This is a genomic window from Curtobacterium sp. HSID17257, from assembly GCF_003989515.1.
GTDB lineage: Bacteria > Actinomycetota > Actinomycetes > Actinomycetales > Microbacteriaceae > Curtobacterium.
The window spans coordinates 1-13,718 of record NZ_RBLU01000086.1; the positions used below are offsets into that span (position 1 = coordinate 1).

16 protein-coding genes and 1 pseudogene are annotated in these 13,718 nt (G+C 72.5%); 8 read left to right on the forward strand and 9 right to left on the reverse strand.

From position 1 onward, the window contains the following. A pseudogene (locus D8M35_RS16790) lies at nt 1-301 on the reverse strand (hypothetical protein); the annotation flags it as partial. A 303-nt stretch (nt 302-604) separates the two neighbouring features. Here D8M35_RS16790 and D8M35_RS12285 point away from each other — a divergent pair. Together D8M35_RS12285 and D8M35_RS12290 are read left to right on the forward strand one after the other, a co-directional pair. Next, nucleotides 605-790: a hypothetical protein gene (locus tag D8M35_RS12285; RefSeq protein ID WP_126892119.1), complete on the forward strand. Its 186-nt coding sequence runs from the start codon at nt 605-607 to the stop codon at nt 788-790. A 59-nt stretch (nt 791-849) separates the two neighbouring features. Continuing rightward, nucleotides 850-1,707 carry an NAD-dependent epimerase/dehydratase family protein gene (locus D8M35_RS12290; RefSeq protein ID WP_126892120.1) on the forward strand — a complete coding sequence of 286 codons (858 nt, stop codon included), beginning with the start codon at nt 850-852 and terminating at the stop codon, nt 1,705-1,707. A 24-nt stretch (nt 1,708-1,731) separates the two neighbouring features. On the opposite strand, the gene D8M35_RS12295 is transcribed toward D8M35_RS12290, so the two are convergent. The 3 genes from D8M35_RS12295 to D8M35_RS12305 all read right to left on the reverse strand — a co-directional run bounded on the left by D8M35_RS12295 (nt 1,732) and on the right by D8M35_RS12305 (nt 3,508). Then, entirely contained in the window at nt 1,732-2,244 is a 513-nt protein-coding gene (locus D8M35_RS12295; protein WP_126892121.1) for a GNAT family N-acetyltransferase, read from the reverse strand. Between the two features lie 102 nt (nt 2,245-2,346). Continuing rightward, nucleotides 2,347-2,535 (reverse strand): hypothetical protein, encoded by a 189-nt coding sequence (locus D8M35_RS12300; protein WP_058750533.1) that lies wholly within the window; start codon nt 2,533-2,535, stop codon nt 2,347-2,349. A gap of 64 nt (nt 2,536-2,599) precedes the next feature. After that, the gene (locus D8M35_RS12305; protein ID WP_126892131.1) at nt 2,600-3,508 is read right to left on the reverse strand and encodes a DNA-3-methyladenine glycosylase; all 909 of its coding nucleotides are present in this window, start codon (nt 3,506-3,508) and stop codon (nt 2,600-2,602) included. A gap of 176 nt (nt 3,509-3,684) precedes the next feature. On the opposite strand from D8M35_RS12305, the gene D8M35_RS12310 reads away from it, so the two are divergent. From D8M35_RS12310 to D8M35_RS12335, 6 genes are all read left to right on the forward strand, one after another. Next, complete coding sequence (locus D8M35_RS12310; protein WP_126892122.1) at nt 3,685-4,713, forward strand: 6-phosphofructokinase; 1,029 nt, start codon at nt 3,685-3,687, stop codon at nt 4,711-4,713. A gap of 144 nt (nt 4,714-4,857) precedes the next feature. Continuing rightward, on the forward strand, nt 4,858-5,835 hold the full coding sequence (locus D8M35_RS12315) for an MDR family oxidoreductase (protein WP_126892123.1): 978 nt from the start codon (nt 4,858-4,860) through the stop codon (nt 5,833-5,835). A gap of 90 nt (nt 5,836-5,925) precedes the next feature. Then, nucleotides 5,926-6,624, forward strand: coding sequence for a GntR family transcriptional regulator (locus tag D8M35_RS12320; RefSeq protein ID WP_126892124.1), 699 nt, complete (start codon nt 5,926-5,928; stop codon nt 6,622-6,624). A 53-nt stretch (nt 6,625-6,677) separates the two neighbouring features. Then, on the forward strand, nt 6,678-7,463 hold the full coding sequence (locus tag D8M35_RS12325; protein WP_126892125.1) for an ABC transporter ATP-binding protein: 786 nt from the start codon (nt 6,678-6,680) through the stop codon (nt 7,461-7,463). A 169-nt stretch (nt 7,464-7,632) separates the two neighbouring features. After that, nucleotides 7,633-8,079, forward strand: coding sequence for a hypothetical protein (locus D8M35_RS12330; RefSeq protein ID WP_126892126.1), 447 nt, complete (start codon nt 7,633-7,635; stop codon nt 8,077-8,079). A 282-nt stretch (nt 8,080-8,361) separates the two neighbouring features. After that, on the forward strand, nt 8,362-9,060 hold the full coding sequence (locus tag D8M35_RS12335) for a L,D-transpeptidase (RefSeq protein WP_126892127.1): 699 nt from the start codon (nt 8,362-8,364) through the stop codon (nt 9,058-9,060). A gap of 3 nt (nt 9,061-9,063) precedes the next feature. On the opposite strand, the gene D8M35_RS12340 is transcribed toward D8M35_RS12335, so the two are convergent. The 5 genes from D8M35_RS12340 to D8M35_RS12360 form a co-directional block, all read right to left on the reverse strand. Next, nucleotides 9,064-9,723: a response regulator transcription factor gene (locus D8M35_RS12340; protein WP_126892128.1), complete on the reverse strand. Its 660-nt coding sequence runs from the start codon at nt 9,721-9,723 to the stop codon at nt 9,064-9,066. Then, entirely contained in the window at nt 9,720-10,898 is a 1,179-nt protein-coding gene (locus tag D8M35_RS12345; RefSeq protein ID WP_126892129.1) for a sensor histidine kinase, read from the reverse strand. The genes D8M35_RS12340 and D8M35_RS12345 overlap by 4 nt, the downstream gene beginning before the upstream one ends. Nucleotides 10,899-11,041: 143 nt before the next feature. Beyond that, nucleotides 11,042-12,406 carry a glutamate-1-semialdehyde 2,1-aminomutase gene (hemL, locus tag D8M35_RS12350; protein WP_126892130.1) on the reverse strand — a complete coding sequence of 455 codons (1,365 nt, stop codon included), beginning with the start codon at nt 12,404-12,406 and terminating at the stop codon, nt 11,042-11,044. Continuing rightward, the gene (hemB, locus tag D8M35_RS12355) at nt 12,403-13,458 is read right to left on the reverse strand and encodes a porphobilinogen synthase (RefSeq protein ID WP_274542775.1); all 1,056 of its coding nucleotides are present in this window, start codon (nt 13,456-13,458) and stop codon (nt 12,403-12,405) included. Before hemB ends, hemL begins: the two co-directional genes overlap by 4 nt. After that, on the reverse strand, nt 13,455-13,718 hold a 264-nt coding region (locus D8M35_RS12360), incomplete at its 5' end, for a uroporphyrinogen-III synthase (protein WP_174234745.1). The genes hemB and D8M35_RS12360, both read right to left, overlap by 4 nt.

Here is a 13,718-nt window from a genome sequence, read left to right on the forward strand (position 1 = left end):
CGGCGGTGATCGGGAACGACACCGACCCGTCCTCGAGCTTGGCGTTGCCGGACACGCCCGGGGTCAGCCCCAGCGAGGTCAGCGCGTCGGTGAAGCCCTTGTCGAGCGCGACGGCGGTGTTGCCACCCTTGACCTCGGGCACCGACGCGACCGGGGCCGGGATCTTCGACTCGGACGACGAGGACACCGTCTGCACGTTCGGGGTCGCAGCGTTGGCGGTGCTGATGCCGAACGCGGCACCACCCAGGACGAGAGCGCCGGTGGTGGCGAGGGTGATCGAGGTCTTCATGGACTTGCGCATGATGGGTTCCTTCCGTTGTCGCGCTCGGCGCGATTCCCTGAGTGCGCGCCGAACACACCCCGCACAGGGGTGGAGAACCAGCTACCTGCGGCTGGTGAGCGCTCCGGGTGTTTCCCGGCTTGTGACAGTGTTTCGACGCCCTCGGCCGAAGGGTTTGGACGAGTTCGGGTTCGTTACCTCTCCGTTACAAACTCGGGGGACGTGGTGCCCCTCCCGACACTCGAGCAGTGCGATCGGATCCCGATCGCGGGGGACGCTCCTGGCCGGACGGCGGCGGAGGCGCTCCCGCGTAGCGTCGGCCCCATGAGCGACCAGCAGCACGAGACCACCCCGACCGACGGCTCCACGGACGCCCCCGAGAGCGAGTTCCAGCGCACCGAGGACCTGCCCGACGGCTCGTCCACCGGCAACGCGACCGAGGACCCGCAGCAGGACAGCGACGTCGACTCCGGCGGCGAGCCCGAGTCGCCCGACAACGAGCAGGTCTGACCGCCGCGGCCCGGGCACCCGCTCGGGCCGCTCCGACCAGCACCTGACAAGCTCGGAGCATGCAGCACCACTCCCCCGTCGTCATCGCCGGCTGCGGCGACCTCGGCACCGAGGCCGGCCTGCGCTTCGCGGCGCTCGGCCACCCGGTCACCGGACTCCGCCGTCGCGCCGAGCGCATCCCCGCGCCGATCATCGGCCGGAGCGTCGACCTCCGACACGAGGTGCCGTCGATCGACGCGGACACGGGCATGGTCGTGGTGGCCTTCGCCGCCGGGTCCCGCGACGTGGACGAGTACCGCGCGACCTACGTCGACGGCCTGCGGAACGTGCTCGACGGCATCGCGGCGTCCGGTGCCTCGCCGCGCGTGATCGTCGTGTCCTCGACCGCGGTCTACGACGTCGATGACGGCAGCGAGGTCACGGAGGAGACCCCGGCACGGGCGAGCACCCCGACCGCGGGCGTCCTGCTCGAGGCCGAGGCACTGCTGCGCGACCGAGCACCCGAGGCCGTGCTCGTCAGGCTGTCCGGCATCTACGGGCCCGGGCGCGAGCGACTGATCGACCAGGTGCGGTCCGGGCAGGCCAGGCTGTCGTCCCGCACCTCGCCGCACACGAACCGCATCCACCGGGACGATGCCGCCGCAGCGCTCGTCCACCTCGCGACCGTGGACAACCCTGCGCCGACGTACCTCGGGACCGACGACGAACCGGTCCGGCTCGACGACGTCCTGACGTTCCTGGCGGACGAGCTCGGTGTCCAGCAGCCGCCGGTCGCGGAGCCCGAGGGACGGCAGGCCGGCGGCGACAAGCGACTCGCGAACGCCCTGCTCCGCTCGACCGGTTGGGAGCCGCGGTACCCGACGTTCCGCGAGGGCTACCGCGCCGTACTGGCCGGCGAGGGCACCCGGCACCCGTAGGTCATCGGACGATCGACGCAGCTCCTACTGACGCGGGTGCCCGAGGGGTGCGCTCATCTGCACCCGTCGCCCGTACCGATCGAGACCGTGCTGCGCCTCGGCCTCGATCAGCGACCGGTGGAAGGGCGTGGCGGGCTCCTCCTCGAGGAAGCCGACCGTTGCGTAGAAGGGCGCGTTCCACGGCACGTCCGCGTAGGTGCGGAGGGAGATCCGGTCGTACCCACGCTCGCGGGCTCGGTTCTTCGCGGCCTCCACGAGCGCCCGACCGAGTCCCCGCCGCGAGGACACCGGGCGGACCGAGAGCTGCTCCAGGTGACAGGTGCCGTCGACCTCGAGCACGTGCACGAAGCCGGCGATCTCACCCTCGACCTCGGCGACGAGCAGGAAGCCGGACTCCGCGAGCCGCGCGCTGCCGTGTGCAGCCGGAGCCCAGACGTCAGCGTGGAGGTGATCGATCAACAGCTGGTCCGCGTCGTTCTCGATCCGCTCGACGGCATCCGCATCGCATGATCGAGCGGAGCGGATGATCGTCGTCATGCGGCCAGCGTAGGAGGCGTACGACCGCACGGCGAACGGCCGGGAGGCACGTGGCGGCTCCGCCACGCCCCTCCCGGCCGTCGTCGGTCGCGTCAGCGACGCTCAGTGCTCGTCGTAGTGGTCCTCGTGACGGGCGTGACGGTGGCCGTCGTGCACGAAGTCGACGTGGTCGCCGTGCTCGACGGTCTCGTGCTCGCCGCCGTCCTGCTCGTGGTCGTGGTCGGCGACGTCGTGCTCGGCGACGCGGTGCTCCTCGGCCTCGGCGGCGGGGGTGGTGTTCGGGTCCGACATGGTTCCTCCTCGTGAGATCGGTTCTCACGTGGAGCCTACGACGCGGCTGCGCCCCTGTCCGGCCTCAGTGCCAGCGGTGGTCCTGGATCGTCATCCGCGGCCCGAACGCCGGCTTCCGGAACCCCGAGCCCCCGATCAGTCGGACGACCCGTTCCCGGTGCCCGCGCCAGGGTTCGAGCAGCTCGAGCATCCCGTCGTCGTCGACCGGACCGCCGGTCAGCGCCCACCCGACGAGGGCCGGCACGTGGTAGTCCCCGACGCTCGGAGAGTCCGGGTCCCCGTGCGCCCGTTGCGCCGTCTCTGCGGCGGTCCACTGCCCGATGCCCGGGATCGACTGCAGCCGCTGCGACACGACCGCACCGCCGCGACCGAGTGCCAGCGTCCGCTCGAGCGCCGGCGCGACCTTGACCGCCCGCATCACCGTCGCCGAACGCCCGGGCTCGATGCCCGCCTTGTGCCACTCCCAGCTCGGGATCCGCGCCCACTGCTCGGGGGCCGGCGGGACGAACATCTCCGCGGGCACCGGACCGGGTGCCGGTTCGCCGAAGCGCCGGAGCAGGTACCGCCAGGCGCGCCAGGCCTGCCGCGAGGTCACCTTCTGCTCCATGATCGCCGGCACGAGCATCGCGACGACGGTGTTCGTCCGGAGCAGCCGTAACCCCGGCTGCCGGTGTCTGGCCTCGGCCAGGAAGGCATGGGCGCTGACGTCGAGCTCGGACCAGTCGTCGTCGCGTCCGAGCAGGTCCGGCGCGTGGGTCACCGCCCATGCGGCACCGTCACCCCATGCCGAGACCGCGATCGCGTCGGTGCCGGCACGGCGGACCAGCACCGAGGCCGCCCCGGCCGGCGTGCGCAGCGCGAGCCACGTGTCGGACCCGACCACCTGGAAGGCGGGGTCGCCGGAGCCGCGCTGCAGGGGCCGGAGGGTCGCGCGGACGTCCACCGCGCCTCCAGGCCGGTACACGGTGTCCACCCGGACGGCCGCAGCGGTGGCGCGGCCGGTCCCGACACCCCGGCCGGACGCACCCGGACGCCGACCGGACGGACCGGACGTGACGGAGGACGGCAGGGACACACGGGGATGGTAATGCCACACCACCGTCAGACATGATGGGGAGGTCCCCGCAACCCGACGACGTTGGAGTCTCCGTGCGCATCGGCATCCTCACCTCCGGAGGCGACTGCCCCGGCCTCAACGCGGTCATCCGCGCCATCGTGCTCAAGGGCATCGCGATCCACGGCCACGAGTTCGTCGGGTTCCGCGACGGCTGGCGGGGCGTCGTCGACGGGGACATCGTGCCCCTCGGCCGGAAGGACATCCAGGGCATCGCCAAGCAGGGCGGGACCATCCTCGGCACGAGCCGCACGAACCCCTTCGAGGGACCGAACGGCGGCGTCGAGAACATCACGAAGACCCTCGAACGGCACGGCATCGACGCCATCGTCGCGATCGGCGGCGAGGGCACCCTGGCCGCCGCGAAGCGCCTGACCGACGCCGGGCTGAAGATCGTCGGCGTGCCGAAGACCGTCGACAACGACCTGGGCGCGACCGACTACACGTTCGGCTTCGACACCGCCGTCGCCATCGCCACCGAGGCCATGGACCGCCTCCGCACCACCGGCGAGTCGCACTCGCGCTGCATGGTCGCCGAGGTCATGGGCCGACACGTGGGCTGGATCGCGCTGCACTCCGGGATGGCGGCGGGCGCGCACGCGATCCTCATCCCCGAGCAGAAGACGAGCATGGAGCAGATCGCGGCGTGGGTGCGGGCCGCCTACGACCGCGGGCGGGCGCCGCTCGTGGTCGTTGCCGAGGGCTTCGTGCCGGACCACGAGGACAACGCACACACCGAGCGTGGTCTCGACGCGTTCGGGCGTCCGCGTCTGGGCGGGATCGGCGAGCGCCTCGCGCCGATGATCGAGGAGATGACGGGCATCGAGACCCGAGCCACCACGCTGGGGCACATCCAGCGCGGCGGGACGCCGACCGCCTACGACCGGGTGCTGTCGACGCGGCTGGGGCTCGCGGCGATCGACTCCGTGGTCGAGGGACGCTGGGGACGGATGGTCGCGCTCCAGGGCACCGAGATCGTGCACGTGTCGTTCGAGGACGCCCTGGGCGAGCTGAAGACGGTGCCGCAGGCGCGGTACGACGAGGCCGCCATCATGTTCGGCTGAGGCCCGGTCGTTCCGGGCGTACCTGGTCGCAACGGGCGTACCTGTTCGGTCGGGACCACCAGGTACGCCCGGTTGCGCCAGGTACAGCACCCGTTCTGGGAACGAACGAACGACGGCCGGGAGGCACGGGGTAGCGTCCGACGCATGACGCGCGCAGTCCTCGTCTCCCGTTCCACCCCGCCCGCGATCACGCAGGTCGACCTCCCCGACCCCGCCGAGCGCGAGGCCACGGTCGACGTCACGTACTCCAGCGTGAACTACAAGGACGGGCTCGCCCTCGCAGGAAACCCCGGCGTCGCCCGGATCGACCCGCTCGTCCCGGGGATCGACGTCGTCGGCACGGTGTCGGCGCTCGGCCCCGGGGTCCACGACGTCGCGATCGGCGACCGGGTGGTGTGCAACGGCGCGGGCCTCGGGGAGACGCGACACGGCGGGTGGGCCGAGCACGCGGTCGTCCCGAGCGGGTCCCTCGTCGTGCTGCCGGACACGATCGAGGACTCCTTCGCCGCGGCGATCGGCACCGCGGGCTTCACCGCGATGCTCTCCGTCCTCGCCCTCGAGCGGACGGTCTCCCCCGAGGACGGACCGGTGCTCGTCACCGGGGCCTCCGGCGGCGTCGGCACGGTGGCGATCGCCCTGCTCGCCGCGCGCGGGTACCGGGTGACCGCCTCGACCGGTCGTCGGGCGAACGAGGCGTCGCTCCGGGCCCTCGGCGCGTCGGACGTGGTCGACCGTGCGGCGATCGCCGAGCTCGGCAGGCCGCTGCAGCGCGCGACCTGGGCCGGCGCCGTGGACAGCGTCGGCGGCGCGACCCTCGCGAACGTGCTCGCGGCGACGAAGTGGGGCGGCGCGGTCACGGCGTGCGGGCTCGCGCAGGACTCGGCACTGCCGACCTCGGTGATGCCGTTCATCCTCCGCGCGGTGTCCCTGCTCGGCATCAACTCGGTCGAGGCCCCGCTGCCGCTGCGCCAGCAGGCGTGGGAGCGGCTCGCGACCGACCTCGACCCGGCACTGCTCGCCGACGTCACTCGCACGGTCGACCTCGAGCACGCGATCGCGGTCGGTGCCGAGGTGGTGGCGGGCCGGGTGCACGGCCGGACGGTGGTCGACCTGCGACGCTGACCTGTTTCCCTTCCAGGTGATTTCCCGAACGCTTGCCGAGTAACACGCTAGGTTTGGCACACGGAACACCCGAACCTGTGAGGAGCAGCCATGCCGGTACCCAAGTCGTCGGTGGAGTCGTCCCCCCGGAAGCTCCTGCGCGACGTCGTGCTCGAGAAGATGCTCGCCGCGATCCAGGACGGCACGCTGCAGGCCGGGGAGCGCCTCAACGACGACGAGCTCGTCGCGTGGCTCGGGGTCAGCCGGACGCCCATCCGCGAGGCCATCGCGAAGCTCGTCGACTACGGGCTCGTCGAGATGGAGGCCAACCGCTACACGCGCGTCGCCTCGCCGACCCGTGAGCAGTACGACGACGCGTTCCAGCTGCTCTTCGGGTTCGCCGAGCTCGCCGCCCGCTGGGCCGTGCCGAAGCTCGACGACGCCGCGGTCAAGCAGCTCGGCAAGCTCCTCGACCAGGCCCGCAAGCACGCCGACGCCGAGGACCGTGCCCTGAACGACGACGTCGACGCGCTCATCGCGTTCCTCGTCGCACACTCGGGCAACGAGCTGCTCGTCAAGACCGCCGAGGGCATCGTCAACCGTGCGAAGTTCGTGCGCATCGGGCAGCCGGAGTTCGTGTTCTGGGACGTCAAGCACGGGCTCGACTCGTTCCGTGCGGCGGTCAAGGCCCGCGACGGCGAGGCTGCCGGTGCCGTGATCCGCGGCATGTCCCGGGCGATGGCCGAGCACATGGCGGAGATCCGGGCGTCGCACGCGAACGCCGACGTCGACGTCGACGCGACCGCCTGACACGAGCGGGCCGCGGCATCCGGACGGGTGGCCCGACCGGGCAGACTGGCCGGGTGACCGACGTCCTGCTGAGAACCGAAGCCCTCCGCGTCACCCGCTCCGGGCGGGACCTGCTGCACGACGTGTCGCTGACCGTCCGCAGCGGCGAGCACTGGGCGCTGCTGGGTCCGAACGGCGCGGGCAAGTCGACACTGCTCGCCGTCCTCGGCGCGACCGGGCACCCGACGGCGGGCACCGTCGAGCTGCTCGGCCGCCGACTCGGCCGCGTCGACGTCCGGGAGCTCCGCGAGCACATCGGGCACGTCGACCCGCGACACCGCATGCTGTCGCCGCTGACGGTGCTCGAGACCGTGCTCACCGGGCTGACCGGCACGACCGACCTCATGATGCGGTGGGAACCGAGCGCGGACCAGGTCGCCACCGCGCGCCGGCACGTCGCCGACGTCGGACTGGAGGCGCGGGTCGACTCCCGCTGGCCGGTGCTGTCCCAGGGAGAGCGCGGTCGCGCCCTCATCGCCCGCGCGCTCATCGCTGAGCCGCGTCTGCTGCTCCTCGACGAGCCGGCCACCGGCCTCGACGTGGCCGCGCGCGAACACCTGCTCGAGACGGTCGACGCGCTCCGGCAGCGGCACCCGGACCTCGGCAGCGTGATGGTCACCCACCACCTCGAGGACCTCCCCGCGTCGACCTCGCACGCGATGCTGCTGCGCGACGGCGCCGTCGTGGCCCAGGGCCCCGCAGACCGGGTCGTCACGTCCGACGCGGTGTCGCACGCCTTCGCCTTCCCGCTCACCATCGAGCGGATCGCCGGACGCTGGCAGGCGCGTCGCGCGGGGTAGCCGAGCCGCGCCTCCCGTCCGGAACCACCGGTTGACGGGGAACCGGGCGTCGACTCGTCCGGATGGCGGAGTGGTGAACCGCCCGTCGGGACGGTCCGCAATGTGATGGTCCGGCTGTTCACTGTCCACGTCGACGGAGAGACCGCCGACGGACCGAACGGAGCACATCGTGAACAGCATCGAGAAGACCCTCCTCGCCACCACGGCCGGGCTCGCCCTCGTCGGCGGGGTCGTCCTCGCCCCGCTCACGGCGCACGGCGAACCGGACCGCGCAGGTGCGGATCGACCGACCTCCTCGCAGCAGCAGCGCCCGGTGCAGCAGCGCCCGGTGCAGCAGCGCCAGCAGCAGCCAGCCGGTGACGGGTTCACCTGCACGACGGGCACGAAGCCGACACCGGTGTACGGCAAGGACGGACGCCTCACGCCGGAGAGCGCTCGGCAGCTCCTCGCGGCCGGGTGCAGTGCGAACGACGGGTCGGAGCTGGAGGAGGTGGCGAACCCCGACCGTCACGCGGGGAAGAGCACTCCTGGACCGGGCACCTCGAAGCCGAAGGCACCGGTGGGGAAGCCGGGCGTCACCCAGCCCCCGACCAAGCTCCCGCGCGTCGCGGGCTGATCCGGCACGGGGCCGCGGTGCCACAGCGCCGCGGCCCCGCCCTGTCCCCGCCACTGATCCTCGGACCGCCGGAAGGACCGACCCATGACCCTCGACCGCCGCGCGGCGCTCCGTTGCCTCGGACTCACGGTGGGCGCCGCGCTCGTAGCACGAGCGTCGGCCTGCAGCACCACCTCCACGAGCCCGCGTCCGTCACGTCCGTCGTCGCCCGCGCAGGGACGCCCGACGCCGAGCGGACGCTCCACGCCGAGCCCCACGCCGGAGGCGACGACCACACCGACGGTGCCGTCCACCGAGGGCCTCCCGGTCGCCGTGCACGACGCCGTCATCGGCGCACTCCTACCCGGGCCCGACGCTGTCCCGTCGCACGCCGGCCTCCTCGAGCACGACCTCGTGCTGTACGCGGACCGCGGCGGAGCACCGGTCGCCGTGCTCCCCGGCCGCAACTTCCTGCGCGCGCCGACCGTCGTCGCTGCGGCGACCACGACGGGCGAGTGGACACTCGTGCTGACGCCTGCCCGGAAGACGCTGCCCTCGGTGGCGGGTCCGTCGCGTGCGCCCGCGCAGACGGCGGCGTGGGCACGGACCAGCGACCTGCCCACGATGCAACCGACCGCGGCCTCGGTCACCGTCCGTGTCGCGGAGCAGTCGATGACGATCACGACCACGCAGGGACAGCGCCGACACGAGGTCGGCGTCGGACAGGACTCCACACCGACACCGACGGGCGTGAGCGGCTACCTCCAGGCCCGCTACGTGGACCCCGCACAGGCGCTGGCACCCGGAGCGATCCAGCTCACGTCGTTGCACGCGACCGCAGCCGACGAGCCGTACACCGGTACCGACGGCGGACTCATCGCGATCCATGCGAACCCGAACCCGCGGGGCCGAGCATCGCACGGGTGCATCCGGGTCCGAACGGATGCCGTCGCAGAACTCGACGCACTGCCGCTGGGGACGCCGATCGTCGTCCTGCCCTGACGATCAGTCCCCGACCACTCCGCACCGGAACGCCTCGATGACGATGTGCACACGATCACGGACCCCGAGCTTCCGCAGGATGCTCGCGACGTGGCTCTTCACGGTCGCCTCGGAGATGAAGAGCGACCGGGCGACCTCGGCGTTCGACGCCCCGTCCGCCAGGGCCCGGACGACGTCGAGCTCCCGAGCGCTGAGGGCGTCGAAGGGCGAGGACGGCGCGTACTGCGGGCGGGCCGACAGCAGCGTCGGCTTCACGGTCTCGACCAGCCGTCGGCACGCCCGTGGGGCCACGATCGCATCGCCCGCAGCCACCGTGCGGATCGCCGCGCAGAGTTCCTCCGCGGAACTCTCCTTGAGCAGGTAGCCGCTCGCGCCTGCCGCGAGGGCGCCGAACACGTGCTCGTCGAGGTCGAACTGCGTGAGCACGAGCACCTTGACGGCCGGGAAGCGCTCCGTGATGCGCCTGGTGGTCTCGATGCCGTCCATCCCCGGCATCCGGATGTCGGTCACGACGACGTCCGGTCGGAGGACACCGATCCGTTCCAGGGCCTGGAGACCGTCCTGCGCCTCACCCACGACGACGAGGTCGTCCGCCGTCCCGATCACCATCGCGGTCCCGGTCCGGAGCAGGTGCTGGTCGTCCACGACGAGGACGCGGATCACCGTGCCACCACCGTCGATCGGCGGTCCGTTCCCGTGGCCGAGTGGCCGGGAGGTGGGACGGTCGCCTCCACGCACCAGGTGTCGTCCGACGGTCCGGGCCCGGCCCGGAGGCTCCCGCCGAGTGCCGCCACCCGCTCGGCCATGCCGCGCGTCCCCCGCCCGGAGCCCCGCGTGGCCGCGACCACCCCGTCGTTCAGGACCCGCAGGGAGAGCCCGCCGTCCTGGTCGTGGTGGACCTCGAGTTCGACGCGTGCAGGACGTGCGTGGCGCAGCACGTTCGTCAGGGCCTCCTGCACCACCCGGTACACCGTCGCCGCGACCCGGTGGTCCCGCGGCTCGCCCGAGATCGTCGCCGTCAGTGGGACACCGACCGCCCGGACGCGCGCCACCATGGCGTGGACGTCCCCGTCGACCGGGTCGCTCTCGGCCAGCCGCACGAACCGTCGGACCTCGGTCATGCCGTCCCGGGCGACGCGCGTGACGTCGTCCAGGAGACGCACGGCCTCGGTGGGGTCGGTCGTGACACGGCTGCGAGCGACCTCGCTGAGTCGACTGACGACCGCGAGGGAGTTGGAGCAGACGTCGTGGACCTCGAGCGCCAGCGCCGCCCGCTCCTCGGCGCGCTGGGTCGTCCTGCGCTCGACGCGCGACTGTGCGAGGAGCCGGAGTACCCGCCACCGGGAGGCCTGCGCACGGCGCACCGCCAGCCCCGCGACGATGCCGAACGCGTAGACGATCAGGCACGTCCAGAACCCGCGCATCGTCCTTCCGATGAGCTGCGTCGACGCCACGAGCACGGTGAACGCCACAGCGCCCGCGACGAGGGTCTGGCGCCACGGCCGCTCGCTGGCGATGGTGAAGAGCCCCACCGCGACACCGAAGGGCTCGCTCCCGATGGACTGCCAGCGGTCGTACCAGTCCACGGCGAGCAGCGCGGGGAGCACGACCCACGGCACGAGCCGACGGATCCCGACCAGGGCGACGGTGACGGCGGGGATGAACAGGTTCCACCCGGTCCATGCCCGGACGACCCGGTCCCCGTTGTCGACCGACCCGTCGTACGAGAGCGAGTACGTCCAGATGACGCACGCGAAGGCGACGGTGACGGTCAGGTCGACGAGGAGTCGACAGCCGCGCGTGGAGCGGAAGTACGAAGACGGCGTCGCGTGCAGCACGGTAGAACACTACATGTCAGTCGGTTTCCCCACCAGCACGCGAGCTCGACCGCACCTCCACCGCGGAACGCAACGTCGGCGGCCCCACGCAGCGACGTACCGCTGCGAGGAACCGCCGACGTGGCGTCTTGCGGAGGGGACTCCTAGGCGGTCGCAGCAGCCGCCGCACGAGCAGCTGCGGGCAGGGCGTCGAGCACGCGTCCGACGGCCTCGTCGTCGTGCGCAGCCGTGACGAACCACGCCTCGAACACGCTCGGCGGCAGGGTCACGCCCTGGTCGAGCATGCTGTGGAAGAACGGCGCGTAGCGGAAGGCCTCCTGCGCGCGGACGTCGTCGTAGTTCCGCGGTGCCTGCTCCAGGAACGCGAACGAGAACAGGTTGCCGGCGTGCTGCACGGTGTGCGCCACGCCCTCGGCCGACAACGCGGCGCTCGTGGCGTCCGCGATCGTCGCCGCCGTGCGGTCCAGGTGCGCGTACACGTCGGGCGTCGCCGCCCGCAGGGTCGCGGTGCCCGCGGCGACGGCGAGCGGGTTCCCGGACAGCGTGCCCGCCTGGTAGACCGGGCCGAGCGGGGCGAGGAAGTCCATGACCTCGCGACGACCGCCGAGCGCGGCGAGGGGCATCCCGCCGCCGATGACCTTGCCGAACGTCACGAGGTCGGGCTTCCACCCGGTGCCCTCGGGGACGGTGCCGTCCGCCTCGAGGCCCCACCAGCCGGCCGGGCCGACGCGGAACCCGGTGAGGACCTCGTCGACGATGAGCAGTGCGCCCTGCGCCCGAGTGATCTCCGCGAGCGCTCGGTTGAAGCCGGGGTCCGGCGCGAGCACGCCCATGTTCGCGGCGGCGGACTCGACGATCACGGCGGCGATGCGCTCGGAGTGCTCGTCGAACGCGGCGCGGACGGCGTCGAGGTCGTTGTACGGCAGCACCAGGGTCTGCGCGGCGGTCTCGGCGGTGATGCCCGCGCTGCCCGGAAGTGCGAGGGTCGCGACGCCCGAGCCGGCCTCGGCCAGCAGCGAGTCGGAGTGACCGTGGTAGTGCCCGGCGAACTTCACGAGCAGGTCACGCCCGGTGTAGCCGCGGGCCAGGCGGATGGCGGTCATCGTGGCCTCGGTGCCGGTGGACACCATGCGGAGCTTCTCGATCGGACCGTCGCCGTCGACCTGCACGCGCTGCTTCACGAGCTCGGCGAGCTCGGTCTCGCCCGGGGTGGAGGCCCCGAACGACAGCCCGCGTGCGGCTGCCTGCTGCACGGCCTCGACGGTGCCCGGATGCGCGTGCCCGAGGATCGCGGGACCCCACGACGCGACGAGGTCGACGTACTGACGCCCCTCGGCGTCGGTGACGTAGGGCCCGGAGGCGGACGTCAGGAAGCGGGGGGTGCCGCCGACGGAGCCGTACGCGCGGACGGGCGAGTTCACGCCGCCGGGGATGCTGTCCTTCGCACGGCCGAACAGCTCGTCGTTCGACACCGGAGCGGTGCCGCTGGGGGCGGTGGTGGTGGTCATTCGGGGGCCTTCCCGGTCGAGGCGACGCCGGACACCGCCGCGGTGCTGCCGGACGTGCGCAGGCCGGCCTCCTGGTTGAGCTTCCGTGCGATGTCCACGGCGAAGTACGTCAGGATCGCGTCCGCGCCGGCACGCTTGATGCCGACGAGGGCCTCCATCGCTGCGGCGTCACGGTCGATCCAGCCGTTCTGGGCGGCGGCCGTGATCATCGCGTACTCGCCGGAGATCTGGTACGCCCAGACGGGGACCTCGGAGACGTCGGCGGTGCGGGCGAGCACGTCGAGGTAGCTCATCGCGGGCTTCACCATGACGATGTCGGCGCCCTCCTCGATGTCGAGCAGGACCTCACGCAGGCCCTGACGGCCGTCGGCGGCGTCGATCTGGTAGGTGCGGCGGTCGCCGACGAGCGTCGAGGCGACGGCCTCGCGGAAGGGCCCGTAGAACGCCGAGGCGTACTTCGCCGAGTACGCGAGCAGCGCGGTGCCGCTGTGCCCGGCGGTGTCGAGCGCGTCACGTGCGGCGGCGATCTGGCCGTCCATCATGCCGCTCATGCAGACGAGCTCCGCGCCGGCCTCGGCCTGGGCCACCGCCATGTCGCGGTACCGCAGGAGCGTGGCGTCGTTGTCGACCGAGCCGTCGGCTGCGAGCACGCCGCAGTGACCGTGGTCGGTGAACTCGTCGAGGCACAGGTCGGACTGCACGACGAGCGCGTCACCGACCTCTTCCTTCGCCACGCGGATCGCGACGTTGAGGATGCCGTCCGGGTCGGTCGCCCCGGAGCCCTCGGCGTCCTTCGACGTCGGCACGCCGAAGAGGTTCACGCCGCCGACGCCCTGCTCCGCGGCCTCGTTCAGGGCCCGTCGGAACGAGTCGAGCGAGTGCTGCTGCACGCCCGGCATGCTCGAGATGTCGATCGCGTCGGTCGCGCCCTCGCGGATGAACATCGGCAGCACGAGCTCGGCGGGGTGGATCCGCGTCTCGGCGACGAGGCGTCGCATGGCGGGGGTCGCCCGCAGTCGACGGGGGCGGACCTGGGGGAAGCGTCCGGTCACGATGACCTTCCTGTTCTGGGGTTCGGGTGGAGGGTCTCGACGACGGCGTCGAGCAGGGCTTCGGCGGACCGACCGGCGGCCACGACGTGCACGGGGAGTCCCGCGGCACGGGCGGCGTCGGCGGTGGACGGTCCGATGCACGCGACGTGCGTGCGCGGGTCGAGCGGGGTCATCCGCGCAGCGACCTGTCGGGCGACGCTCCCGCTCGTCACGAGCACGGCGTCCGGTGGGGGGTCGAGGACGATCGGATCGTCGCCCGT

What these genes read in the sequence shown, in the direction of transcription:
- D8M35_RS12300 (WP_058750533.1), bottom strand. Translation starts at nt 2,535, where the DNA reads ATGTCGGACCCGAACACCACCCCCGCCGCCGAGGCCGAGGAGCACCGC.
- hemL (WP_126892130.1), bottom strand. Translation starts at nt 12,406, where the DNA reads ATGACCACCACCACCGCCCCCAGCGGCACCGCTCCGGTGTCGAACGAC.
- D8M35_RS12285 (WP_126892119.1), top strand. Translation starts at nt 605, where the DNA reads ATGAGCGACCAGCAGCACGAGACCACCCCGACCGACGGCTCCACGGAC.
- D8M35_RS12295 (WP_126892121.1), bottom strand. Translation starts at nt 2,244, where the DNA reads ATGACGACGATCATCCGCTCCGCTCGATCATGCGATGCGGATGCCGTC.
- D8M35_RS12320 (WP_126892124.1), top strand. Translation starts at nt 5,926, where the DNA reads ATGCCGGTACCCAAGTCGTCGGTGGAGTCGTCCCCCCGGAAGCTCCTG.
- D8M35_RS12290 (WP_126892120.1), top strand. Translation starts at nt 850, where the DNA reads ATGCAGCACCACTCCCCCGTCGTCATCGCCGGCTGCGGCGACCTCGGC.
- D8M35_RS12315 (WP_126892123.1), top strand. Translation starts at nt 4,858, where the DNA reads ATGACGCGCGCAGTCCTCGTCTCCCGTTCCACCCCGCCCGCGATCACG.